General features: G+C 47.9%; 28 protein-coding genes. 24 read left to right on the top strand and 4 right to left on the bottom strand.

The genetic code is table 11. From position 1 onward, the window contains the following. Window positions 1-251: 251 nt before the first annotated feature. The 3 genes from MHH93_RS09500 to MHH93_RS09490 form a co-directional block, all read right to left on the bottom strand. Window positions 252-2,051, bottom strand: a complete 1,800-nt coding sequence (locus tag MHH93_RS09500) for a 5'-nucleotidase C-terminal domain-containing protein (protein ID WP_500053843.1) — start codon at window positions 2,049-2,051, stop codon at window positions 252-254. A gap of 180 nt (window positions 2,052-2,231) precedes the next feature. Further along, on the bottom strand, window positions 2,232-2,648 hold the full coding sequence (locus MHH93_RS09495; protein WP_440387329.1) for an ImmA/IrrE family metallo-endopeptidase: 417 nt from the start codon (window positions 2,646-2,648) through the stop codon (window positions 2,232-2,234). A 42-nt stretch (window positions 2,649-2,690) separates the two neighbouring features. Next, window positions 2,691-3,134, bottom strand: coding sequence for a helix-turn-helix domain-containing protein (locus MHH93_RS09490; RefSeq protein WP_500054095.1), 444 nt, complete (start codon window positions 3,132-3,134; stop codon window positions 2,691-2,693). A gap of 831 nt (window positions 3,135-3,965) precedes the next feature. Between MHH93_RS09490 and MHH93_RS09485 the strand changes: the two genes are divergently transcribed. The 9 genes from MHH93_RS09485 to MHH93_RS09445 all read left to right on the top strand — a co-directional run bounded on the left by MHH93_RS09485 (window position 3,966) and on the right by MHH93_RS09445 (window position 12,635). Continuing rightward, complete coding sequence (locus MHH93_RS09485) at window positions 3,966-4,448, top strand: ArpU family phage packaging/lysis transcriptional regulator (protein ID WP_076209562.1); 483 nt, start codon at window positions 3,966-3,968, stop codon at window positions 4,446-4,448. A 104-nt stretch (window positions 4,449-4,552) separates the two neighbouring features. After that, on the top strand, window positions 4,553-6,220 hold the full coding sequence (locus MHH93_RS09480; protein ID WP_500053842.1) for a GAF domain-containing sensor histidine kinase: 1,668 nt from the start codon (window positions 4,553-4,555) through the stop codon (window positions 6,218-6,220). 18 nt (window positions 6,221-6,238) lie between these two features. Further along, entirely contained in the window at window positions 6,239-6,973 is a 735-nt protein-coding gene (locus MHH93_RS09475; RefSeq protein ID WP_500053841.1) for a response regulator, read from the top strand. A 189-nt stretch (window positions 6,974-7,162) separates the two neighbouring features. Further along, complete coding sequence (locus MHH93_RS09470) at window positions 7,163-7,738, top strand: NADPH-dependent FMN reductase (RefSeq protein WP_500053840.1); 576 nt, start codon at window positions 7,163-7,165, stop codon at window positions 7,736-7,738. A gap of 50 nt (window positions 7,739-7,788) precedes the next feature. Beyond that, window positions 7,789-8,247 carry a VOC family protein gene (locus tag MHH93_RS09465; protein ID WP_500053839.1) on the top strand — a complete coding sequence of 153 codons (459 nt, stop codon included), beginning with the start codon at window positions 7,789-7,791 and terminating at the stop codon, window positions 8,245-8,247. After that, a complete protein-coding gene (locus MHH93_RS09460) occupies window positions 8,244-8,618 on the top strand; it encodes a VOC family protein (RefSeq protein ID WP_500053838.1) in 375 nt (124 codons plus the stop codon). The genes MHH93_RS09465 and MHH93_RS09460 overlap by 4 nt, the downstream gene beginning before the upstream one ends. 43 nt (window positions 8,619-8,661) lie before the next feature. Next, window positions 8,662-8,877 carry a hypothetical protein gene (locus MHH93_RS09455; RefSeq protein ID WP_500053837.1) on the top strand — a complete coding sequence of 72 codons (216 nt, stop codon included), beginning with the start codon at window positions 8,662-8,664 and terminating at the stop codon, window positions 8,875-8,877. A 121-nt stretch (window positions 8,878-8,998) separates the two neighbouring features. Next, window positions 8,999-9,958 (top strand): hypothetical protein, encoded by a 960-nt coding sequence (locus tag MHH93_RS09450; protein ID WP_500053836.1) that lies wholly within the window; start codon window positions 8,999-9,001, stop codon window positions 9,956-9,958. Between the two features lie 826 nt (window positions 9,959-10,784). Next, window positions 10,785-12,635 carry a DUF4127 family protein gene (locus MHH93_RS09445; protein ID WP_500053835.1) on the top strand — a complete coding sequence of 617 codons (1,851 nt, stop codon included), beginning with the start codon at window positions 10,785-10,787 and terminating at the stop codon, window positions 12,633-12,635. A 4-nt stretch (window positions 12,636-12,639) separates the two neighbouring features. Here the strand turns inward: MHH93_RS09445 and MHH93_RS09440 are convergent, their stop codons facing one another. Then, window positions 12,640-12,984 (bottom strand): DUF3139 domain-containing protein, encoded by a 345-nt coding sequence (locus MHH93_RS09440; protein ID WP_500053834.1) that lies wholly within the window; start codon window positions 12,982-12,984, stop codon window positions 12,640-12,642. A gap of 434 nt (window positions 12,985-13,418) precedes the next feature. Here MHH93_RS09440 and MHH93_RS09435 point away from each other — a divergent pair, with 434 nt between their 5' ends. The 15 genes from MHH93_RS09435 to MHH93_RS09365 all read left to right on the top strand — a co-directional run bounded on the left by MHH93_RS09435 (window position 13,419) and on the right by MHH93_RS09365 (window position 25,102). Next, complete coding sequence (locus MHH93_RS09435) at window positions 13,419-14,342, top strand: hypothetical protein (protein ID WP_500053833.1); 924 nt, start codon at window positions 13,419-13,421, stop codon at window positions 14,340-14,342. A gap of 222 nt (window positions 14,343-14,564) precedes the next feature. Continuing rightward, window positions 14,565-14,765, top strand: coding sequence for a YqzN/YkzM domain-containing protein (locus MHH93_RS09430; protein WP_500053832.1), 201 nt, complete (start codon window positions 14,565-14,567; stop codon window positions 14,763-14,765). Next, a complete protein-coding gene (locus tag MHH93_RS09425; protein WP_500053831.1) occupies window positions 14,765-16,228 on the top strand; it encodes a phage tail sheath subtilisin-like domain-containing protein in 1,464 nt (487 codons plus the stop codon). Before MHH93_RS09430 ends, MHH93_RS09425 begins: the two co-directional genes overlap by 1 nt. Window positions 16,229-16,323: 95 nt before the next feature. Further along, on the top strand, window positions 16,324-16,731 hold the full coding sequence (locus MHH93_RS09420; RefSeq protein ID WP_124117078.1) for a phage tail tube protein: 408 nt from the start codon (window positions 16,324-16,326) through the stop codon (window positions 16,729-16,731). 174 nt (window positions 16,732-16,905) lie between these two features. After that, complete coding sequence (locus MHH93_RS09415; protein ID WP_017690174.1) at window positions 16,906-17,340, top strand: phage tail assembly chaperone; 435 nt, start codon at window positions 16,906-16,908, stop codon at window positions 17,338-17,340. Between the two features lie 182 nt (window positions 17,341-17,522). Next, window positions 17,523-19,256, top strand: coding sequence for a hypothetical protein (locus tag MHH93_RS09410; RefSeq protein WP_500053830.1), 1,734 nt, complete (start codon window positions 17,523-17,525; stop codon window positions 19,254-19,256). Window positions 19,257-19,310: 54 nt separating this feature from the next. Further along, entirely contained in the window at window positions 19,311-19,943 is a 633-nt protein-coding gene (locus tag MHH93_RS09405) for a LysM peptidoglycan-binding domain-containing protein (RefSeq protein ID WP_500054094.1), read from the top strand. Beyond that, a complete protein-coding gene (locus tag MHH93_RS09400) occupies window positions 19,940-20,926 on the top strand; it encodes an XkdQ/YqbQ family protein (protein WP_500053829.1) in 987 nt (328 codons plus the stop codon). Before MHH93_RS09405 ends, MHH93_RS09400 begins: the two co-directional genes overlap by 4 nt. Continuing rightward, window positions 20,919-21,329, top strand: coding sequence for a hypothetical protein (locus MHH93_RS09395; RefSeq protein WP_500053828.1), 411 nt, complete (start codon window positions 20,919-20,921; stop codon window positions 21,327-21,329). Before MHH93_RS09400 ends, MHH93_RS09395 begins: the two co-directional genes overlap by 8 nt. Continuing rightward, window positions 21,322-21,777 (top strand): DUF2634 domain-containing protein, encoded by a 456-nt coding sequence (locus tag MHH93_RS09390; protein WP_500053827.1) that lies wholly within the window; start codon window positions 21,322-21,324, stop codon window positions 21,775-21,777. The genes MHH93_RS09395 and MHH93_RS09390 overlap by 8 nt, the downstream gene beginning before the upstream one ends. 4 nt (window positions 21,778-21,781) lie before the next feature. Further along, window positions 21,782-22,921 carry a baseplate J/gp47 family protein gene (locus tag MHH93_RS09385; RefSeq protein ID WP_500053826.1) on the top strand — a complete coding sequence of 380 codons (1,140 nt, stop codon included), beginning with the start codon at window positions 21,782-21,784 and terminating at the stop codon, window positions 22,919-22,921. Between the two features lie 137 nt (window positions 22,922-23,058). Further along, window positions 23,059-23,649, top strand: a complete 591-nt coding sequence (locus MHH93_RS09380; protein WP_500053825.1) for a YmfQ family protein — start codon at window positions 23,059-23,061, stop codon at window positions 23,647-23,649. Further along, on the top strand, window positions 23,649-24,221 hold the full coding sequence (locus MHH93_RS09375) for a tail fiber protein (protein WP_500053824.1): 573 nt from the start codon (window positions 23,649-23,651) through the stop codon (window positions 24,219-24,221). The genes MHH93_RS09380 and MHH93_RS09375 overlap by 1 nt, the downstream gene beginning before the upstream one ends. Further along, complete coding sequence (locus tag MHH93_RS09370) at window positions 24,222-24,536, top strand: hypothetical protein (RefSeq protein WP_500053823.1); 315 nt, start codon at window positions 24,222-24,224, stop codon at window positions 24,534-24,536. Beyond that, entirely contained in the window at window positions 24,536-25,102 is a 567-nt protein-coding gene (locus tag MHH93_RS09365; protein WP_500053822.1) for a hypothetical protein, read from the top strand. The genes MHH93_RS09370 and MHH93_RS09365 overlap by 1 nt, the downstream gene beginning before the upstream one ends. The last annotated feature ends 41 nt before the right edge of the window (window positions 25,103-25,143 follow it).

Below are 25,143 nucleotides of genomic sequence, written 5' to 3'. Positions count from 1 at the left end.
GTTTTTATATAGTTCGGTATCGAAGATAGATGAGAAAGTTGGTCCGTAAAGGCTGGGCAGGGATTTATTTTTGCCTCAGATGATTGTCAATTTTAGCAGGATATGTCCATATGGAATGATCATGTATCTAACGTGTATGAAGGTTAATAAAAGAAATGAGATCATAAAAAGGGTGTCCCCCGTTAACCAGTAATCTGGCTTGGGGGACACCTTTTTGGTTATAACAAGATAGGTTTGTTATGTTGTTGAACTTAAGAAGCAGCAGGCAATTTCAATTGTTGACCTGGATAGATCCAGTGTGGATTTTTGATATTGTTCAGCTTTTGCAATGTCTGCCAAGTTGTGCCGTATTGTTTGGAGATAGAGTACAGGGAATCACCGGATTTCACAACATGCAGTTTGGCTGGAGCTGGTTTGCTTGGTGTTGGTTTAATCGGCTTTTCCGGTTTTGGTGTTTCTGGTTGTGGCTTAGTTGGAGCTGGTGTTTCTACTGCTGGAGTTTCCGGCTCTACTGCAGGTTTTTTTGCTTCACTGATTCGACCATCTGTTTTGATGTCTACAGCTCCAAGCTTCTGCATGTAATTGATCAATGCTTCGTCCAGCGCGCCATACATACCTGTTGTTGGGTATTTGGCAAACATGGTGTATTCGTCACCACCAACAGCTGTGAAATCATTTGTTGCAAGTGTATAGGTTGCTTCCGGATCAATCGCTTTATCGCCGACCGTTACGGAATGTACGCGACTACCTTCTGCAGCCGAAGCATCAATTTTGAACTTGATTCCGGATACTTGCGGGAATCCACCGCTTGGCTCCGGGTAGGAAGCTACACCGACTTCAAGGGCTGCCAGAATATCGGACCCTTTCACTTCAAGGGTTACCACTTGATTACCAAAAGGAAGCACGGTGATAACATCACCTTTAGTTACGATCCCTTTTTCGATGGAAGCACGGATACCTCCACCATTAGTCAGTGCGATATCAGCGTTGCTGATATCACGAATGGCATCTGCAAGCAGGTCACCCAGGTTAGTTTCACCTGCACGTACCTGTTCACGTTTACCATCCAGCAGAATAGCTGTATTGGCTACTTCTTCTTTCAAGATAGGCTCTTGTTCTTTTTGAATGGAGTTTACAAGAGTCGCAACTTTTTCATTTGGTTTGATGTCTTTTGCTTCCGTTTCATCAATTAATGTTGCTTGTTTCTTCGTGACTTTGCCACCGTCTACCCACAGATCGATAACCCCTACATAGTTCGTGTATTCTCCTGCGCTTGCGATCAATGTTCCATTGTCAGATACAAGGCCATCTTGCAGTACTGTGTGACTGTGACCATCAATGAATACATCGATGCCAGGAACTTCTTTAACGACTTTGAAACTAGTATCCGTGCTGGATGCGTCTTGTCCAAGGTGTCCCAAGACAACAACAACATCGACTTTGCTGCGAATTTCGTTTACCAGAACTTTGGCTTCCGCAGATGGATCTGTAATATCAAGACCTTCTACGTTTTTCGGATTCGTTTTGTACAACGTTTCCGGTGTAGTCAAAGCGATAATACCAATCTTCACACCATCCACCTCTTTAATGAGGTAAGGATCGAAGAGACGTGTTCCGTCTTTTTTCTTCACGTTGGCACTCAGCATGGGGAAATTCATCATGTCTGCCAGTTCAATCAGGCGATCTGAACCATAGTTGAATTCGTGGTTACCCGGTACGATCGCTTGGTATCCCATTTCATTCATGACTTTCACGATGCTCTCGCCATTCACAAGGGTGGCAAATGTTGTACCGTGTACAGCATCTCCAGCATCAAGCAGGATTGTGTTCGGATTTTCGCTACGATATTTATCAGCGATTCCAGCTACTTTGGCAAAACCCATCGCAGGTGAAGATTCAACTGCACGGGCATGCGTATCATTCGTATGTAGAATGGTAATGTGTTTGCCTGTGCCCGGAGTGGTGTCCGTTGCAGCCGCGGCAATACCTACACTGCCAAACAGCAAACAGACCGTTAGCAGAAGTGAAACGTAATTCTTCCAGATTTTCATATCATCCGAAACCTCCCCAAATCATAATCTAATTGAGCGTTTACATAGCTCATGTAGTATTTTAACAGACTATTATGTGGAAATCTCGCGAATTACGTAAAAATAAGTAACCTGAAAGTGACATGTAAATCTACTAATGGAAAATAGAGAAGCAATAACACCATGAAGGAACATATGTTCTCAAAAGGTGTAAAAAAAATGCTGCGCTTCACGCGGCAGTCCGGTACGTAAACAAAATTTCTCCAAAGATTCTTCCGGTTCGGGCATCACGCCGGAGGTTAGCAATTGAATGGCAAAACGGTTAGCCTGTCGTTCGAGCTTGCCTGGTGCAAAATAGGAATGCTCCTCCAGAAAGAATCGATTGATTCCTTTATGAAGCCGATCATGGCCAAGCTCATGGGCGCACACGAACCGCTGCCATTCCGGCGGCAAATCATTGTGTATGACAATAAACCTGCGCCGGAGTTTCCGAAAGTACAGTCCTTTGGTGGATTTTCCCAAATTGGTAAATCGAATCTGTATGCCAACCGCACGGGCAATGCTGAACGGGCAGTTGGTCCGGTGTTTTCGAATCAGTTTTGTTACGATGTCATCCATATGATCTCACCTGCTGCCTCATTAAATTCAGTTGGTCATGCCTCATGGGCGATTGTCCGAGTCGTCCGTCTTTTTGCGTTTATTCATCTGTTTGGCTTCCCAGAACAGACCTGTCAGCACATCCTTAATTCGTTTTTTGTCATCTTCATCGAGTGGAATGCCGTCAAACATCAGATCATCATCGTCTTCCAGCATCTTTTTGAAATCGCGACGGTCTTTGTATGTAGCCCATTCCGGTACGTCCTGAAGTTCAGGGGCACTCCCGGGTTCAATATAACCGGCATGTTTCATCATCTCTGTATAGGGCACTGAGAGTGCATCTGAAATCTTGCGGATGGTCGCTGGTTTGGGCACACCCCGGACCCCATTTTCAATACGTGAGATCTGTGAGTTGCTTATTCCGGCTGCTTCGGCGAGCTGGTTGATGCTGTATCCTTGTTGCTCGCGCAGTTGTTTCATATAAGGACCAAAAGCGTGCTCCACAATGTATGCCAACTCCTTCGATTCGTACAAGTGCTTGAATTATAAAGAAGATAGTTGGATGTGGGGAGGTAGATGTGCGTTCTATGCGCCGTTCCGGATTCGGATCGTTCTTTTGATCGCTGTTATCCCCGGATTTCCTGTTTCCCTTTCCTAAAGGGTGAAATCCGTTGATAAAGGCGAACGCTTTGCTTCTTCAGAATCGATTCCGTCTCCTTCACTATGTTTGCGCGTGATACATACCTAAGTCCCCGAAAAATCTCGGTGGCTTCTTTATAAAAATCAAATGACTTATACGGAAGTTCATTAATTAAACAGTACTATAACGTATATATACCATTAGGTAAAGAGATATGAAACAATTATGCCAAAAGGCATAGGAAATGAGAGCGAAGGTTTTATTTTATCGTCAAAATGAACCAAAATGAAGGTTTACTCCGATCTCCAGAAAGTGGTATCCTCAAATATAAATACGAACACTATACGAACAAAATGTAACGTTTAGATACAGTGGAATTGTTGGGATGACCTTCTGAATAATGAAATTCCCAGGATTATAGCGGTTTGAAGTTATTCCAAAAGGCAACAGAAAGAAATTAATGAAATGTCGTTATTATTTTTGGAAATTGAACAACTCTATGAATAAGAGCATTTTGCGATCGTGCAAAGAACGATGGCAAAACAATATGATGTGAACGATCGATGGATTTGAATGATGAGAAGAAATGCTGGAGATGAGACCGTTAGATGTTTGACTAAGTTGTTCTGTCATCGCAGTGATCATATGAAACTATTAGAAATGTAGTTGATAGAGAATACTGAAGGAGGAAGATAAAAATGGAATTGATGCTGCCCGAATTGGATCGACGCAAAACGCAAACGGCTGTCGAAGCTGCGCTGGAGAAATATCGAATCTATAAAACGATTGCATTTGAAGAACGAGAGGTTATGGTGACGGCAAGTTATGCCGAGCGCTTCCATGGTGCAACCAATGTGACGGGGGATTCCACGGCCAGAACGGCGATCTATAATGTGGACGTGCAGCGTGCGCGTCAGGCCTACTGCGATACGATCGATTTTATTGTGTCCCGGCTGAGTGAGAAGGAGCGTGTACTCGTCTGTGAGCGATATCTGAAAGACGATGATGTGTTTGACTATAAAGTGTATAACCATGTGTTTGATCCACCTGTCAGCAAGGATACGTATACGAAGATTCGTACGCGTGCTTTCTACAAAATGGCGCTGGCTCTGTCAGATCGTGGTCTGATTAATATGGAGCCTTTGTCTGTGTCTCGCAAAGAGCGGCAGAAGCTGGGCTGAGTGAGTAAGCGAATGAAGAAGTTGATCCTTTAATATCCAGGGTGGATTGGTTACAATAGTTGAACAAACCACAGTTGGCATTAGCCAAAGGAGAGAAGTCCACCATGTCAGAAGAAGTCGGAATGCAGGAAATGGTCACGCTCAAGACAATCGCAGAAACGCTCAATACGTCCAATGATCTGAACTTCATGCTGGATACCGTGATCGGCAAATTGCTGGAGTTGACCGGATTAACCGCAGGCTGGATGTTTCTGATTAATGAGCGTGGAGACTATACCTGTGTTTCGGATTACAATCTGCCCCCGGCATTACTACGTAAAGAAAAAGAGCCCATGCGCACAGGTACCTGCTGGTGTGTGAACCGCTTCAGGGATGGTCGTCTGAATCATGCGGTCAACATCATTAACTGTAAACGGTTGGAGGATGCCGTGGAATTCCAATGGGGAGATACCCACGATATTACCCACCATGCGACCGTTCCGCTGCGGTCAGGTGATAAAATGCTGGGCTTGCTCAACGTGGCTGCGCCAGCCAAGGAACATTTTAGCGATAGTGAACTGGCACTGTTACAGGGCGTGGCGTACCAGATTGGTAGTGCGATGGAACGGATGAGATTGTATCGTGCGGAGCAGCAACGAGCTGATCTGTATGCCAAGTTGGGGGATTTCAGCACGACCTTGGGTATTGCGGTGAACGAATGCAGCAATTCTGATGCCTTTTCGTTACAAGTTGTACAGCTGCTTGGGCAGCATTATGATTGGCCTTTTGCCGCCATGATTCAGCAGAGAAACGGAATATTCGTTTTGCAGGCAGTCTACGCAGATGATAAGGTTCGAACGTTATCCAGTGCGCTGGTATCTTCAGAAGGGGCAAACCACATGAATCGAGTAATCCATAGTCACCGTGCTACATCTCTATCTAATGTAGAGATTGCTGAGATATTTACTCTGTGTGAGCCTGACCAGACTATAAATTCCATTGCCTCGGCGATTGCTGCTCGCCTTCCGTACCCTACGCCAGGTGAAGCGGGAATCCTGGTGATCGGAATAGGAGCAGCAGATCCTGTACAGGCAGACCTTGAAGTGCTGGAGGCAGTGGCCGAGCATATTGCGGCCTCCTGGGAGAGTCTGAAGCTGGCGGAGAATCGCCGTGAACTGGCACGACTAGAAGAGAGAAACCGGTTGGCTCGCGATCTGCATGATTCGGTTAATCAGATTCTATTTTCACTCTCGTTAACTGCTAAAGGTGCGGAAAGTATGTTGTCCTCATCCGAACAGTTGCACCCGGCAGCGGAAGCGATGAAGGATATTCGGGCTTTGTCTCAGGAAGCTCTCAAGGAAATGCGCGCATTGATTATGCAGCTCCGTCCCGCTGGACTGGAAGCAGGGCTGCTCCATGCGCTACAGGAATATGGGCTCAGCCAGGGTCTTCAAGTCGTGGTGGATCGTACTGGAATGCAATCTTTGCCCCGTAATATAGAAGAAGCCTTGTGGCGAATCGGGCAGGAAGCACTGAATAATATACGGAAACATGCTGATGTTCCTTCTGCTGAGGTCACTCTCAAGTTAAGTGATCAAGAAGTGGTGTTCACCGTCACAGATCAGGGAATAGGCGGTGCCAAAAGGCCAAAAGTATCGTCTGGAAGTTCACTTGGCCTGTCCATTATGAAGGAACGGGCTGAATCGCTTGGAGGCAGGTTAGAAATAGTTAGTTCTTCCCGCAAGGGAACAACAGTAACGGCAGTCATTCCACTTCCGTTCGAATCTGTATAAAGTCAGGGGGAAGAAGAGATGCCGATTACGATTTTGCTAGCAGATGATCATGCGATGGTGAGACGAGGGCTGCACGTTTTTTTGACCACACAGAAAGACATGCAGGTTGTGGGTGAAGCATCGAACGGGCAGGAAGCACTGGCGCAGGCGGAAGCATTAAAACCTGACGTGGTATTAATGGATTTGCATATGCCAGTCATGGACGGAATTGAAACAGCCAGACGGCTACGTACGTTAATGCCAGCAACACGAATCATTGTACTCACCTCGTTTTCCGATCAGGATCATGTGGTTCCTGCTGTGCGCGCCGGGGTGAAAGGATATCTGCTTAAGGATATTGAACCGGAGGATCTGGCCGTCGCTATTCGCAATGTGCATGCAGGTCAAGTGGAATTACATCCTGCGGCAGCGGGTCAATTGATGCATGTGATGGCTTCATCCGAATGGTCGATGAACGGACAGATATCAACGCATATAACGGCAGATCAGTCAGCAGATAGTCAAGTTCAAGAGCTGAAGCAGGTGGTGAAATCCTCTGAAGTAGCCCTTGGTGGTCTGGATGTGCTTACTCGCCGTGAACAAGAGGTTTTGGGGCTGATTGCTCAAGGGCTGAGCAACAAGGAAATTGCAGTACAATTGGTCATCACCGAAAAAACGGTCAAAACCCATGTCAGTCATCTGCTCGACAAACTGGGTCTGGCGGATCGGACGCAAGCGGCTCTTCATGCCGTGAGAAACGGTTGGGTCGTCTGACCAATTCCGACATATATTCAGACTTAAGTCGTATAAACTCAACCTAAAGGTTGAGTTTTTTGCATTTCAAGTTAAGTCTATCTGCTGACGAATTCGCCGCGGAACAAAGGTAAGATAAGGATAGTCAAAGACGGATCGGTTGAAGGAACGTTAGCGTTTGAAACAATAAAACCAAGGAGAGTGACATGAATGAATATCATTATTTTGGCAGGCAGCAATCGGAATAATGCAACCAGTACACGTCTGGGGGAATATGCGGTGGAGATTATTCGGGGTCAGGGACATCAGGCCAGCCTGTTTGATCTGTATCAGACTCCCCTTCCATTCTATGCACCAGATGAGAAACAAGCGGATCACGAACATCTGGCAGACCTGAACACACGTATGCTCGCTGCGGATGCGATCATCCTGTCTACACCGGAGTATCACGGCAGTATTAGCGGTGTGCTCAAAAATGCACTGGATCACCTGAGCCAGGCTCATTTCAGTGGCAAGCCCGTCCTGTCCATCAGCTCCTCTGGCGGAGCCGTAGGGGTAAGTTCGCTTTTACAACTGCAAGCGATTGTTCGCAATCTGCATGGAATCAATGCCCAAGAATGGATCTCCATTGGGGGTGCACAGCGTAGACGATTCGAAGCGACATTTGACGGATACGAAGAGTACGAAGGCAGTCAGGATATAGAGGACAGGGTGCAGCGGGTCCTTGGATCGTTTTTGAATCTGGCCCAGACGTTAACGAATGCGCGAAATTCAACCATGAGTTGAGAACAAACGAACGAAGATGAAAATGGGAGAAGGAAAAGAGGTTGAGTATCATGATTACAGGTATATTTGAAACACATCTAAACGTGACGGATCTGGAGAGATCCCATCATTTCTATGAAACAGTCCTAGGTTTACCTCATGCCTATGGGCAGAAAGAACGCGGAAACTCTTTCTACTGGATAGGCGGGAAAGGCAATGCCATGCTGGGATTGTGGCAAAGGGAACCTTCCGAGGTGCAGCGTCAGCACTTTGCTTTTCATGTATCTCTCGAGGATATGAAACATGCGGTGGCTCACTTGGAGAACAAAGGGATTGAGACACACAACTTCCTGAATGATGATATCGGTGAACTGTACGTCTTTGGCTGGATGCCTGCGGTATCTGTATATTTTACCGACCCGGATGGTCATTCACTTGAATTCATAGCCATGCTCCCGGATGAAGCGAAGCCTGAACTTGGCATGGTGCCATGGAGTGAGTGGGAGAAGATGCAGGGGCGAAGCGTATGATGATCGAAGAATTACAGTTATACACAACTCGGCTGGAGGAGCTCAAGCATTTTTATAGTGTTACGTTAGGCATGGAGGTGTCCAACGCGACGGATCAGGCCTTCCACCTGCAGGTTGGATCGACTAGGATGATATTCAAACAGTGTGAGACGGATCATGAGCCCTTCTATCATGTGGCCTGGATGATTCCGACGAATCGATTCAAAGAAGCGAAACAGTGGGCTGCATCCCGTGTTGTTTTAAGCAAGGAAGGGGAGCGGGATGAGACGTACTCTACGAATTGGAACTCTCATTCTCTCTATTTCGAGGATCCGGGAGGTAATATTATCGAGCTGATTGCTCATCATCGTATTCAGAACGAGAGATCATAACTTCTCCACTAAAGACATTGTACAGGTATGTGAGGTTGGATTAGTGTCGGATGATGTTCTGTCTACGGTGAATGAGCTTCAGCAGATTGGACTCACGCGTTGGGATGAGGTTAGTGAGACCTTTGCTCCTGTAGGAGATGTACATGGTTTATTTATTGTGGTGAAGAAGGATCGGACATGGTTTTTCTCTAAACAAAAAGCACAGATTTATCCGCTGGAAATATCCATTCGTGACGTAGGCAAGCTTCGAATGGGCTAAACTTTGCATTCCGGGGCAAAACGGGCATATGTGGAGCATTTCCATCATGTTATAGAAGTAAACGCTTTATTTATATTAACCAGGATTGTTTCTCAGATGGGTGTACAGATGATGAAGGGTGGTGGCAAGCTTGGATCGACGTTTGTTGGAAGAGGGACTATCGATTATCGTTTCCAGTCGGGAGCGTACAGGAGATCTGTGGCACGCCCATTATGGGGCGGGTGCGATTGCGGCATATTTTTGGGTACGGGAAAATCGTCTCACTGCCCTTGCCGCCGGCAGTGTTACCGCCGAAGCAAAAGCCATGCTTCGCCAGCATGGAATCGGCCCTGGTCAGACCTCTCCGATTGGTGAAATGATGCCCAGGGAAGATGCCGAAGCGCTTATTACGGACGCGTTGGATCGAACGATTGGAGAGCTGCACTGGGTGGGACATCAGGCCATCTACGGGGCAATCAGTCTGAAAGCCATTCGCGAACTGGATGGATGGGGCACTGCGGATGAGATTGGTCGGCTGGTTGAACTGATCGATTCATTCGATCGAACCATCCCGGGAAGATCCTGGATGAATACAACGATGAAAGAAATTCGCAGTCTGAAGCCAGAGAAAAGTGATGGTTTCCCCGAGATTGAAGATCCCGTTCAGTTGTCACGCCTGATTCTGGATGAACTTGGTGCGTTCCAGACGATCTATCACGCAGAAGCGCATCATGATCTGATTGGTCATATGCTGACTTACGGACATGCGCTTAACATATTATATGAACTGGGTTATCCGGCATTATTCCACAAAGGTATCCCGCCTTTCCTTACCATGGTGAAGGCACTGCGCTTAAGCCGAGATGTGGATATTGAACAGGCGATACCGACATTGCAATCCCCTGTAGATCTACTGCCACTAGCACGAGCGGAAAGGTCGGTGGCGCTTCCTCATGAGCTGGAGTATTGGCTCACAGACAGACGTTCCCGTGACTGGAATGGAGGTCATGTATTCAAATTCCCGTTCAGCTTCTATCATCATGCGAAGAACGGAGAGCCTGTACCGGAAACATGGGAGAACTTTCGTTATATCATCGCATAGATGGAACTAAGGGGATGGAACTAACACTATGAAGCTAACGATCCGAACCATATGGAACCAATGTTACCGAACTAACCATAAGTAACTGAAATGAAGAGCACTTGCCAACGCTGGCAGGTGCTTTTTTTATATTGAAGGTTCTGGAGAGAGAGCGTGTCATTAAAGCTACTGGAAGACGAAGCAGATGTATGGAGGCATTAACGAATCTGAGACGTCTTATTCACCGTTTTGAAGCATCTATACAAATCTAAGGAATCTCAGACACGTTATATACGAATAATTAGCCATTTTCAGCGTTAATGTCAGGTTTTTTTAGAAAATAGAGTGTCTGATGTTCCTTACATTTTGAAAAGAGGACTTGAATGCCAAATAAGACGTCCTGTGTTCCTTAGAAAATCACCGACAATTAGCCGCCATAGAGACGACCACATTCAGGCGTAATTCATCCCGATTACCATCAGCATAAGTGGGCAAAGGCAGTAAAATGATATTATCGGATCAGCAGCAAGGAAGACACGCCGACAGTTCATACGCTAACGTACAGACCGGCCTTGGGGCCGGTTTTTGAATTCGGTGATTGCATCCTTGCCCTGATCGGGTATTAAAGACTAGATATATAAGTTGAACTAACGATTTACACGAGAACGAAGAGGACAGAAATAACCTGAAGAAGCGGAGCGTGCGCCTTTATCCACGGATTTCTACCTTTATATGTGGATCAAGAAAATCCGGGGATAACAGCGATCGGAAGGTTGTTCTGTCATCGAAGTGGCAAGTGTAAATATTCTGTAGTTCAACTTATATAGATAACAGGAGGCTACGTGATATGAAAACAGTATTGTATGTTCCACTGGATGATCGTCCAGCGAATCTGGATGATGTGATTGTGCAAGGGAAAGCAGCCGGTATCCATATCGTTACACCGAACCTGAGTGATCTTAAGAATCGTCTGGACTCGGAGAAAACCGTAGATGGCACAACGCTGCTCGGCACCTCCACACCGGTGTATGGCAGACCGTCCAAGATTCATGACTTTATTCTGAAACATGCTGCCAAAGTCGACGGATTTATTATCTCATCCGATATGCTCGCTTATGGCGGTCTGATTGGTAGTCGTCAGCTCCGCGAAGATGGGGGCGGCACCTATCCTGAATACGATGAGGAAACCACGCGTTTGCTGGATGTGATCCGCGTAATCAAGCAGAAATATCCACGCAAACCTGTCTTCGTAATGGATACCATCATGCGTTTGGCTACAACCTCGTTTGCAGATGGCTTGGCGCTTGATGCATATAATGAATCCCGTGCGTTGATGCAGCAGCCGCGTCAGACATACACCGAATTTGAAGATATTATTCAAGGATATAACCTGTCTCCGGATGGAGTGGAATATGGGACAACAACCTATTTTGATAAAGAACAGTATTACAACACAAGACAGCATAAATTCAAAACAAATCTGTACATTTTGGATCAGCTGGCTCGCACAGGTTATATCGATTTCCTCGCGGTTGGCGTCGACGATGCTAACACCCAGGGGGTTCAGATCAATGAAATCAAATATGTAGAAGCGCGGATCAATGAATGGCTGGGTGGAACCAATGGGCAAAATCCGGATCGTGCTATCATTCTGCCGGATGCGGATGGTCTGGGGCACGCTTTGGTTGCTCGCATGGCTAACCAGTTGTTCCGAGGTGGGGCGAAGACACGTTACGGCGTGAAATATTTTGGTCCTCACGGAAACTCCATCATTAACACATATGAGTACATGGATGTACACGAGAATGTGGTTCGTCACGTGGATATTGTGGGCGGTGTGCTTGTGGTGGATTCGGCATATCCTGAACCGGAGGTGGTGACGGATCCGATGACTAGTGTGGATAATGAACAGCTGGTGGCTGTATCAGTCGAGCAAGTTGTTCCATTTGATATGGCTTCCGAACTGGATCGTATGACGAAAGGTCACCCGGGAAATTCCGGAGAGAACACAGCCGTCGACATCGAGATTATTGCGATTACCGCTCTGGATCAGGTGCAGGCTGCGTTGGAACAATTGACGCTGAATGGGGAGCAAGGCCTGCCTTCGGTGTTGATTGATTTTGTGGGGAAAGGTCCAGCGAATGTTGATGTTGCTGAAGCGTTGCTGAGCAGTCCATATACCGGACGGGTGTTGGGATACAGTGCGTGGAATACACCGGGCAACAAGATCGGTATTGCCGTAGGTATGGGACAGTCCAGATACGCGTTGATCACCACAGAGAAGCATGAACATAAGTTGCGTGATGCAATGAATGCACATGGCTCCCTGTTGTTTAAACGTTTTCTGAAGGATTACTACTATAAAGCGGTAGCGATTGCAGAGATCCGCACATATTCCCGAGCCCATGCGCTGTATACCAACGTGGCTACCCTTTCGGATCAAAATATGTTGCTGTTCAACTCCGAGGAAGACTATGCCCAGCTGCAAACATTGCTCCGTGATCTGATGCAGACGTATACCACGGCGCTTGCGAATAAAACAGCCTTCCAGACAGGCAATGTGGCGATTAAGCAGATTTGTAATGACGAATTGTCCTATGCCACGTATGGCAGTGCGCTGCTGGAATATGCGAATCCCGATTTCATCTGGGGCCGTGCGTTTGAGATTACGTTGAACCCGCAGGTTAAGCTGAACTAAACTGTTATCTCATCATGGGCTCCTCATGTTTAGGGTGATCACTGGTATGACTGTACTGCTTAATCTCGCCGTTGTTAAAAATGATATATTGATACTTCGCTTTGAGTTCATCCGCGAATGTTACGGAGGCACCGTAAGGTGCTTCAGAACTTTTTGAGGAGTAAGTCCCTTTTACTTCGATAAGCTGTTCGGGGGAGTAACCTTTCTGTTCGATCAGGTAAGTGGTTACCTGTTGTTCAGCATCATTTTTCTTGAGCGGATTACCAAGCAGTCCGAAATAAGCCCAGCAGGATATCTCGAGTATAAATGATAAGACGACAAGTGAAGTGATCTTGAATGTTTTACTCATTGGCATTCCTCTCTGTTTTAAGTAAGCGACAACGAATTTGATAATGAAATATTAATGTATTTGGATAAATTTATCAATTATTTGATCTTAAAGCTTACTTAGGTATTAGTTAAACGGATGATTCCAGAATCGTCTTTTTTCCACCCGAACGACTCCCTTAATCGCACCGAAGTCGTACGGAACACCATCCGCGCTAGGGATGAAAGGGAGTAAGATTGTATTATCGGATCAATTAGCAAGGGACGCACCGAAAGCACATACGCTAATGTACAGACCGGCCAAATGGCCGGTCTTTTTGATGCGGTGAATGTAGTCCCTGTAATGGTTCGATAGCATACAGACTCTGAGTTAAAAGGGGGAGTCTACTGCTGCTGCACTGTCGCTGCATCGTGTGGGCAGATCTCAAACTTGCAGCCAAAGGGGGCGAAATGAATGTGTCTATGAGAAATGAAATTAGCAGTGCCGTGAGTACTAGTAAAGTGAGTACGCTCATTAAAAAAACGCTGAAACAGAAGCTCGCGGTACTTGTTCCAGATTGGGATGGTCGTGTGCTGGATGTACCTGCGTCAGGCGAAGTGTTGGCTGGGCCTTGTGCCGTGGTTGCGTTTGCCGAAGAAGTGCCGAAGTCTGCTTGGGCGGGATATCGAAGGATTATTAAAATTTCACCATACACTCGTCCAGAAGATGGTGGTGCTGAACAAGTGGAAGCTTGGTCAGCCCATCTAATCGAAGGGTTGCACCAGGTAAGGCTGGTGGATGAAGCAGGTGGGGCATTCACTTGCATCTATCTGGGTTCTTCAGATTGTGACCGGGTGGATGCAGGATCTGGCATGCTTACGCGTAGTCTGCGATTCGGAGTGTATGTTCCCGAAGACTTGGGAAATGCTCTCGTTGAAACAGAGGACGCATGGTTAGCTACGCTTCAAGGCTGGACACAGCAGGAACTTGGCTCGAACTGGTCGGTATATGGTGATGCCTGGCCTGGTGGATATGAGATGCCGTCTGTGTTATGGCGATTGGCCGGATGCAGCACGTCTGTGGCGGGCACTTCGGCATTGGAGGTTCGACAACAGTGGATTGGGCATGTGCTAACCGATCATTCGGTGCTAACACGCCAGACCGTTACTCGGTTGGTGGCGCAACTTGCAGTGCAATCTCGTCTTGCCGTCACTGAAACGGGGAGCGCAGAGCACGAAGGTAACACACGGTATGTGACGGTGGATGAGGTCACGGCAGATCTGCAGACGGATGCTTATCTGAATGGTCAGATTCGCCTGACGTTGCAACAGCGGATTCGTCGTCCGGGTACGAATGTACCTTTCATTCGTGAGATTCACCATAGCAAAGGTATGGAGTAAACGTTAGTCGAGAGGAACCTTCTATTAAGAGTGGTTCCAGATTATAGCTTGGAGTAGATTGATATAGCTTCAACATTGTAGTTTCAAATTCATAGATTTATAGGATCAAAAATTCATAGGTCAAACTTAAAGCTTCAAGTTTGTAGCTCGTAGTTCGTAATTCATAGCGATAAGATCAAGGTTTCACGAAATTAGTAGTCCAACAAATGAGGTGAGATGGCCATGGCAAGCTCAGTGAAAAAAGGCAAACAGACAGCCCCGCGGTATACAAGGGCAGAACTGATGAATCATGCAGAAGCCCTCTTTACCGTTAAGGCAGAGGTGCTGTACGGTGCGCTGTACGAAGCGGCGCAAGAGACGTTTTCCATTGAAGAAACGCAGGAACGAATTAACCAATTTATGAAAGCGAAGGTGAAGGTATAATGGCAGGTGGAACTTGGGAACAAACGAATCGTCCGGTCCTTCCGGGCTTATATATGAATTTTCAGGCGGCAGCATCCTCGGCCATTCAAGCGGGTACGCGAGGAACGGTTGTTGTGCCGATCAAGGCCAACTGGGGTCCTGTAGGAACTTTTGTTGAAGTAGGAAGCGAAGCGGCGATTGAACGCATGTATGCGGCGAATGTGCTGGACAACGGTACAGCTTATACGTCCCTGAAGCTCGCCCTGTTGGGTGGGCCGAAGAAGTTGCTCGCTTATCGGGTAGCAAGTGCTGCTGCCAAAGCAGCCACACTTACTCTGAAGGACTCCGGTGATGTAAATGTGCTGCAACTGGATGCAAAGTATCCGGGGGATCGTGCGAACGGATTCTACGTCACCATCCAGCCGGGCGTAATTGATAATACGAAGCATGAAGTGCGCATTTTTGAAGGTAACCGGATGTTGTATGCGCTCCTGACAGCGGATATTTCAGCAGCTTCTTTGGCCAAAGAGATTAATGCGGATGAACGAAATGTCTGGGTCACGGCGCAGGCGATTGGTGATGGCGCGGGTGTAGTTGCTACCGTTGCGGGTGCGGCATTCAAAGGTGGCGTAAGTGGCAATGATGACCTGACCAATGCAGAGTACATTGCTGTGCAGGGTGCGCTGGAAGGGGAGCAATTCGACGTTTTGGCTTTGGATCAGGCGGCGGATGCACCTCTGCTTGCGAGTTTTGCAGCATGGGTGAAACGTGTGCGTGGTGAAGGTAAACCGGTGGTGGCTGTATTTGGCGGTTCCGCAGCGGATGATACCTCTGCTACAGCAGCACAAAAAGCGGCAGCACGTTCGCTTGCGCTCAACCATGAAGGTGTGATTAACGTTGGTACAGGCGTGCGCCTTGGGGATGCAATCTACAGCTCGGCAGAAACGTCCGCTTATGTTGCAGGACTGATCGCCGGACAACGTCTGAACCAATCTACCACTTATGCAGCTACGCCGTTCGATGATGTGACACGTCGCTGGACGCGCGCAGAACAGGAGCAGGCGGTACAGAACGGCGTATTTATTTTCTTCCATGATGGACGTCAGGTGAAGGCACTTCGCGGTGTAAACACACTCGTAACTCCAGCCGCTGGCCAGAATAATGCGTGGAAAAAAATCCGATCCATTCGTGTGTTGGACGCCATCAACACGGATCTGCAACGCTCCGCGGAAGATACGTATATCGGTAAAGTAAACAATACCGAAGAGGGTCGTCAAGCACTGATTAGTGCCATGAAGGCCTATTTGGCGTTGCTCGCACAGAGCAATGTGATTGAAGCTGACGGTTATGATGTCATTCTCGACCCGGCATATTACGGCGCAGCACCAGTTCTCAAACCGGAAGCAGATCAAGTATTCCTGCAATGGAATGTGAAGCTGACGGATGTGATGGAGCAGTTGTTTGGTACATTTTACGTGCAATAAGGTTGTATGGAAGGAAAGAACCGTGTTCTAGAATAATTACTACACGTTGAGCTGATGGTTTACACGATATTTTTTAATCTCAAGGAGGAAAATATATGTTGGATGCGTCAAGAGTGATTCTCGGTACCCATGGTCAGCTGCATATCGATGGTGTGTGGCAGACGAACATTAACAAGCTGGAAGCGAGTGTGGAGATCGAAAAGCGGGAGCTGAACCTGGTCGGTAACGACTGGAAAGTACACAAAAACGGCGCAAAAAAAGGAACGGGCACGATGACGGGTTACAAGGTCACTTCGGATATGATTCAGCGCGGATTTACCAAATTCGAGATTATTTCGAAGCTGAACGACCCTGAATCATATGGACATGAGAGTGTACTGCTGAAAGGTTGCATGGTGGACAAAATTCAGCTTGCCAACTGGACAGCGGGTGAGGAAGTACCAGAGGAAACGGGCTTTACGTTTGAAGGATTTGAATTGTTGAATCCGATTGTGGCGAACTAAACTTTGAAGTAGGCGAGTGATTGAGCTAGTTTGCTCAATCATGATTGCATAGTTACTTCATATAGTATGAACACATTGCGGGCCGAGATGATCTCGGTCTCTTTGTTGTCTCTACGAGGCTTGGAAGATGGCATAGATGAACCCATTCGTGAAACAAGAAGGAGATAACCCCAGATGAGTATGAATGAAAATATGTCCGAAGAACAGATTTTGGATCAGTTGTTTGAAGCAGCAGAACGTTTGCCAGAGGAGAATGTGCGCATTCAGCGTCTGGATCTGTTGTTGACCTTGCGTGGACTGACGTCTTCCAAAGTGGATCACATTCGCGAACGCTGTACGATTCGTAAAACGACCAAAGGCCGCACCGAGGAAAAGGTGGATACCGAAACGTTTAACGCGCTGCTTATTTCTGAAGCAACGGTGAAATTGAAAGTCCGTAGCCTGGAATTGTCCGGCTGGGGAGACACCCGTATTACCGGTCGCATGAAGCTGTCTGGTGGAGAACAGGCGGTTCGCCGTATGCTACTCGCGGGTGAATTGGATGCTGTAGGCGATAAAGTGCTGGAGCTGTCCGGCTTCGGTGTGGAGATTGAAGACCTAAAAAACTGATTCACTCCGGCGGGATGACCACGTTCCTGTATCATATGTGGGTGCGTCATCATCTCCGGCCCGGAGAGTTCTGGTCTTTGCCACGCGGGGAGCGCTCGCTGTTGATTGCGTTCTCGGAAGAGGAAATGTCAGCGATAACTTCGCAAATGAATCGATAACGAAATAGGGCAGGAGGTGAAAAAATGGCAGAAATGATTGTAGGTTTATCCAAATCCAATGCGGAAATGCGGACGACCCTTCGATACCTGGATCAGATCCAACGCTCGACGGAACGTCTGGGCAGAGTTCGTTATCAGAGTCTGATTAAGTTGAACAATGAACTGAGAACGACAGGACGCAGGTTGGAACATATTTATAGTATGGCTGTGCGAATCAGCAGGCTGCGTATTACGCCGACGATTGGGTTGATTGATAAGCTGAGTCCGGCACTGGATCGCGCATTGGCTAAACTGAACAGTTTCAGGGACCAGATGGTTACGGCTTCGGGAACAGTATCTTTTGAGGTTCGACAGAAGATCGAAGTGGCGATGGGTAAGATGAATCCGGCAAGTGGGTCTTCCATGTCCGTTGTGATCGGGAGTAATAATACGACGATTAATAATACAGCTAAAGAAGAGTCCAAAAATAAGTGGCTCGAATATCTTCAGATAGCTAACGACATTATGGATGCAGCGAATAATGTAACTGATTTATTTGAAAAAGGTAAGGGCGCTTGGGATAAAATCTTTAAAAAGGATAAGAAATCAAAAGGTAAGAGCCAGACACGAACCAGTTCTAGAGCGGGAAGCGACTCTCCAAGCAAACCGCCTGTGCGGAAAGTATCTGGTGGACGAGGAAGAGGAAGGTATGCTTCCAGAGCGGCTACTCCAGCTCCTGCACCAAAGCCGAGTATGTCCCGAATTGAGACAGACACATCTGAACGTTCTTTTCAGGAAGCTAAAAAAATGGACAGAAATCGAAGAATTGGTGGCGGCAAAAAGTCGAATATAGTATCAGGTTTGATGTCCAGTTCACCAATGGCAATGTCGAATCTATTTTCAGGTGATGGCATGTTTGGTAAATTGGGTGGCGGCTTTGCCAAAGGAGCCAAAAGGTTGCTTGGTCCAATTAGCATGCTCGCTGATGTAGCGAATGTTGCAACTGCACCACCGGAAGAACGTGGCCGAGCAGTGGGTTCCATGATTGGCGGCACAGCAGGTACTGCGATTGGTAGCGCCATCGGTAGTGTTCTTTTGCCTGGTATCGGTACATGGGTTGGTGGTGCAGTAGGTGGTTGGGCCGGAAGTGCAGCAGGCGGCTGGATTGGAGACAAAGCAAAGGATATTGGAAACTTTATGTCTAGTGCTACCGAGGGTGTGGGGGATGCTTTGTCGGGTGCAGCGGACTATGTCTCTGAGAAAACCAAAAAAATCACCGATGGTATATCCAGCTTCTTCGGCTTTGGTTCCAAAAAAGAAGAAAAGACGGTCTCGGCAGCAACGGTAGCTGCACCGTCGCAAGTACCAACAGGGCCGCAGATGGCACCTGCTTATATTCCACCAGCACTGACCATGACAGGCCCAATTGCATATATGAACAGCAAGGTCGGTCAGCCTACATCTGCTGGGTTCATGGGAACTAGCATGATGCAGAATCAAGCGATGGCGCTGGGTAACGGTGCTGCGCAGACGAATGGAAAATCGTCCACGATGACGGTACAAATATCCGAAGACCAGATGAGCAGTCTGTCCGGTTACTTGAAGGATTTCAAAACCGAAACTACCAATCAGATCTCCGTGAATGTTCCACCAGGTGCGGTGCAGGTGACCGTTCGTGAAAATGCCATTGACTACGATGGGCTGTCACGTCAAGTTGGACAACGTATTGTAGGGGAAGTGCGCCGTGCGATGGAAAACCGAAAAACGATTATGGCCTAAGCAGAAAGGAGGCCGTGTATGTCTGTACTTGAAGATAAAGTTGGTCCTAACAAAATGTCATTTACGTTGAAGGACGGCAACACTCCATTTCAATTCCCAGTGAACCCTGAAGAAGTTAATATTTCCAGGTCTAAGGGATATGAAACGATCAATATGTTGGAGCATGGCGAGTTTGATTTTGCGCAGGGGGAGAAGGTGAAGGAGATCACCTTCTCTTCTTTTTTTCCCAAAAGATTTGATTCGTCCTATTGTATGGATGAAAAATCTTTTCTAGATCCACGTGTGGCGATGAATGTGCTGAACACCTTTCTGATCTCCAAAAAGCCGCTGCGTTTCATCATCTCTGAAACTGGAGTGAACGTGCCTGTTTTTATTGTTTCGCTGAATTCGAGCTTTCGTGGGGGGGAGACAGGGGATATTTACTTCGACCTGACCCTGCGCACATGGCGGGATTCCAAGGTGGAGAAGGTGGGCTCTGCGGCATCAGGTAGCAAGTCAGGTTCTCGTACCGATTTGAAAAAGTCTAGCAAGACCTACACCGTCAAATCTGGCGACTCCCTGTCCAAAATAGCAAAGCTTGAGCTGGGCAGCAGTTCTAAATGGAACGAGATTTACAAGCTCAACGCGAAGATCATCGGCAGTGACCCGAACCGAATCAAGCCCGGGCAAAAGCTGGTGATGCCATGACCTACAAGGTCATTGTCGACGACAAATATGACATCACCAAGCTGGTAGAGACGATTACGCTGAAGGACTCGCTGGACCAGATTGCGTATCAGGCCAACATTCGGTTGGCCGTATCTGCATCTTCGGGTCTGCCTTCGATCTCACCGGGCATGGCGGTGCGGATTAGCGGGGTTCCTTTTGGAGAAAAATCCATGGTTCATTTGCTGCATCCTGCGGTCATCTGGGAGGTGGAGAGTTCCAACAGCGGCACTAAGCGGCTATCTCTCACGGTGTACGACCGGATGATCTATCTGGAAAAATCAGAGGACGAGTTCCTGTTGCCGAAGGATCAGACTGCTACGCAACGACTCAAAACCTACGCCAAAGAGTGGAAGATTCCATACGGCACGCTGCCGGATACGAAGACCAAGCTGGGCAAAGCCGTGTATCGGTCACAGACGATCTTTTCGATGATGTTTGCTGATCTGAAGGAAACGGCCAAGTCTGGTGGGGAGATGTATCATCCACGGATGACACCCGGCGGGTTGCAACTCTTCCAGATCGGAAGTAATGCGAAGGTGCACGAACTGGATCGATTGATTGATCTGACCCAGATGCGTACGCTCGAAGGGGCGGTCACCAAGGTGAAAGTGATGGCAGCTTCCGAGTCTACGAGTGGCAAAGAAGTTCCTTCCAAAGTGCTCGCGATTGAGCAGAATGGTGTGGAAGAACTCGGCACATTACAAAAGCTGGTAGAGGACGATCAGGTTAAAACGGCAACTGCCGCGAAAAAACTGGCGAAAAGTCATCTGACGGGGATTCAGGAGACCTTTACGATCTCCGCACCGGATGTGAATACGATCCGCGCTGGAGACGCCGTGCTGCTCAAAGGTCTGAAACTGATCGTCATGTCGGTTAGCCGTGATCTGTCTGCCGGACCTGGAACGATGACGTTGGAACTGGGGACAGCCGAGCTGGTGAAAAGGAGGTATTACCTTGAATAAAGATGATCCATATGGGCATTTTGCCGATGTCATGCGGGGCGCGATGAGCACACATTCCCGTCAGGCCGTGAGCGGCATGGGCGCGGTATTGGGGACGATGACCTCTTCGGGTGTGAAGCTGGATGATTTCAAGCACGAAGTGCAGGATTATCTCGTGGCCGAGTTGCCGGGCACGCTTGGATTGCCGGAGCGCGAGGCTGCTGGCGCGATTTCCGGTATACCTGACGTGGCAAACGGCGGAACGACAGGCACGGGACGATTTCTTTTGCAAGAAGAGGAAGTGGAAGAAGCGGTGTGGTCTCTTGGTAAGGGGTTAAAAGCGGGAGATCGCGTGCTGGCGATGCGGGTGAATGGCGGTAACGACATTGTGGTGCTGTGTAAGGTGGTGAGTGCGCATGCCTAGTTTGTTCCCGGAAACGGGTGTGGTCTGGGGAGATGAGGAGGACCTGTCGGGGGCGACTTCGGAAGAGGTACGCTTTGGACGGAGCTGGCGATTCGATTACGATGCAGGGGATTTTGTGCTGACCCCAAGTGGCAAAGTTGCTGCGGCGGGTGCACACGAAGCCTGGGTACAGTGGTGCATTAAGGCTGTGAAAACGCCACGTTACAGACATGTGATCTATTCCCGGAACTACGGTTCGGAGCTTGAGGATCTGGTGGGTCAGGGTGACAGTCGTGGTGTGATGGAAAGTGAGATTACCCGGATGGTGACGGAGACGTTGCTGGCCGATCCACGCACGGATTCGGTAGACCAGTTTACGTTTGATTGGAATCGGGAGCAGTGCATGTTCTCGTGCCGGGTGGCGAGTGTGCAGGAAGAAATGTTTATTCTGGAAAGTGAGGTGATCTGACGGGATGGCTGAGATTCCGCGTTATTTGGAGGACCAGACAGAGGAACAGATTATGCAGCGTATGCTGGATCGTCTGCCCGCGGATCTGGATAAGTCGGAGGGTTCGTTCCTGTGGGATGCGGAGGCTCCGGTTGCGTTTATGTTGTCTGAAGCGGCTTTGTGGGCGCAGGAATTACTACGGCGGGGGTTTGCAAGTACTGCGGCGAGCAGTGATCCGAATTTTCGTTCGGAAGAGCTGGATCTGCGGGCAGGAGAGCACGGCATCACGCGGCGAGCTGCGGTGGCGGCACAAGGTGCAGTGAGGTTCATGGGTACGCCGGGGAAAGTGGTGCCTGCGGGAACGGTCGTGGCTACGCTCGCGGATGAAGTATCTGCTGAAGCTTCGCTCGAATATGAGACAGTGGGACGATTGGAACTGGATCAAGAGGGCTCCGGGGTGGTAGGTGTGCGAGCGCTTGTTGCCGGAAAAGAAAGCAATGTGCCTGCTAGCACGGTAACTGTGCTGTCTACACCTGTAAGTGGCGTGACCTCTGTCACGAACCTTGAGGTGATCAAAGGCGGTGCAGATATTGAGGCCGATACGGCGCTGCTGGCACGCTTTTATGCCAAAGTCCGCAACCAAGGGACAAGCGGCAACAAGTCGCAATATGTGCAATGGGCCAGTGAAGTGCCAGGTGTTGGTGCAACGCGTGTTATTCCGTTATGGCAGGGGCCAGGCACGGTGGGATTGTATCTGCTGGACACGGACAAACGTGCTGCGGGTACCGATCTTGTGGCAACGGTGCAGAAGTACATCGATCCTACGCAGGATGGACAAGGTGAAGGTGTTGCGCCCGCGGGGCCAGTGGTGTCCGTGATGCCAGCCGAGGAAGTACCGATGAACATTCAGGTGAAGCTGACGCTGGCCAGTGATGCGACACTGGCAGATGTGAGGGCGTTGATTGAGGGTGGGGTGACCGCTTATCTGAAGCAGCTCGCTTTTGCCGATCCGCTCGTTCGTTACACCCGTATTGCCGCGATTCTATTGGACATTCCACCGATTATCGACTACTCGGAGCTTACCGTGAACGGTGTGAGTGACCAGAATATCGAGATGACCGCGAGTCAGGTGGCTGTGCTGGGGGCGGTGGATGTGTATGAGTAGTGTAGGGCAGATGGTGGATGAGGAAGTAGTTAGGGAGTGCGGAGACCAAGGGAGATTGGGAGAAATACGCCGATCTGGTTTGGATCTGGTGAGCGAGACGCTCCACGATGATATGCAAGGAAGGGAGGGGACAGGGCATGAGTGCTCCTTCTATTGTAGATGTTGGACTGACGAGTGAGAAAGGGCGGGAATTGTTCTCGTATTTGCCAAGCTACTATGAGACTTCTCGTGTAATGCAGGCCGATATGCAGGCCAAAGGCACCGAGATGGATCTGCTGTACCAGGCGCTGGATGAGACGCTGGAGCAGTTTTTTGTCCGCACGGCGACGTGGGGGCTGGACTTCTGGGAGCAGGAGCTTGGCATTGAGACGGATCGTCTCAAACCTTTGGAACAAAGGCGTGCCGTGGTGGAGTCGAAGCTGCGTGGTGCCGGTAAATTCTCAGGCAGGCTGGTTGCGAATGTGGCTGAGGCGTATGCCGGGGGCAAGGTGGATGTAACGTTTCAGCCGGAAGTGTGGAGTTTTACGGTGAGCTTTGTGGATACGATGGGCACCCCGCCCAATATCGATGATCTGAAGCGGGCGATTGAGGAATTAAAACCGGCCCATATGGCCGTGGAGTATGAGTATCGTTATATGGTCTGGGACGATCTGGACGACAAACAGATGACATGGGACGAACTTGATGCCGCGTCTTTGACGTGGAATGAACTGGAGGTGTGGGCGTAATGCCAAAAGAAACAGATCGACTGAAATTGCCTCTTCCCTTGGGGAACGAGAATGTGACCCGAGAGAGTATTAACAGGATTTTTGAGCAGATTGACGCAGGCGTTGCAACACGTGAATCCATACTTATACCTGCGGAATCGGATCTTAATAGCTATATTACAGAAGGGGAATATTATTGCCCAACGAATGCCACAGTAGGAACTTTAGCTAATTCCCCAGTAGGAGTAGCCTTTCATTTGACAATAGAAAAACATGCTGGTGTGGTCCAAACGCTAACAACCTTTGAACCGAGTAACCTACAAGTTTTTCAGAGGAACTACTATGTCGGATGGGGTCCGTGGGAAAAAGCACCAACAAGGGATGATATTGAAGAGGTAAAGGTATATACCGATAAGAAAGTCGAGGAAATCGTTATTAATGATGCATCCTTAACAGATAAGGGTATCGTCCAACTGTCCAACGCAGTTGATGGCACCCGTGAAGATTTAGCTGCTACGGAGAAGGCGGTTAGGGCAGTATATGAACAAATGAAAATCTATGCAGATCAAAATAATAGATGGGGGGCCTTTTAAGTGGCAGAAATCAACAAGAGATTAGCGAAAGGGTTTACTATTGCATCATCTATTGTAATATATACAGTCCCCGCAGGGACTACAACTTTTGTTAAATCGTTAACTCTATGTAATACCAATGCTTCTGAGGCTGAATTCAATATGATACTTGCCGGTACTAAGATAATTAGCAATTACATTTTGAAAAGTTCTAGTACAGTAACAATCCCATATATAGATCAAATATTACATTCTGGAGAAACCATCCAAGTATCCTCTAATTCATCTGGATCATCAATTAATTTTTATATTAGTGGTAAAGAGGTGACCTCTTAATGCCCTCTCTAGATAGTTTCACTTTGGATAACTATGAGTTAGACGCGCCTAGTCTAGCAAAATATCAATTTGTCACACCTATTATCAATGGAGGAAGCGTGGTGAATACAGGAAGTTTAGCTGGCACAGTCTACCATACTTTTGCTACATTTCCCACAGGAACAAAATTAATATCCATGGTGACGACATCAAGTAACGATTACGTATCCCGAATTCGACTTAACTCTGGAAACAGTATTGACGCAATTCTTGCTTTAAGAGACTCTAACGGTGTTTTATGGCAAATTGGAAGTAGGGTCTATGGTACAACAACTAACGAGGGTATTACGAATTTTTTACATTTTCAAATTGATTTAGTCAGTGGCCAAAATATCTGTTCTTGTTTAACATCTAACTCCATGTACTATGCTAATTCTGCAGTGAGTTGGAATATAATCCAAACTAATAAGCCAACGACATTTAATATAAGTGGATCATTATCATTGGTTGTTGCTCTACGTGCTAATTCTTCATCTTCTGGTCAGGTTAATTATTTTATGCAAAATGGGAGGATTATTTCAGTGTAATTATGAAGAGGCATAGTAGTTGATGAGAAAAAACTAAAGGA

It is taken from the genome of Priestia sp. FSL H7-0729, assembly GCF_038005685.1.
Taxonomy (GTDB): domain Bacteria; phylum Bacillota; class Bacilli; order Paenibacillales; family Paenibacillaceae; genus Paenibacillus.
The sequence above is the reverse complement of the archived record's forward strand: the minus strand, read 5'-3'. Positions and strand labels throughout refer to the sequence as shown.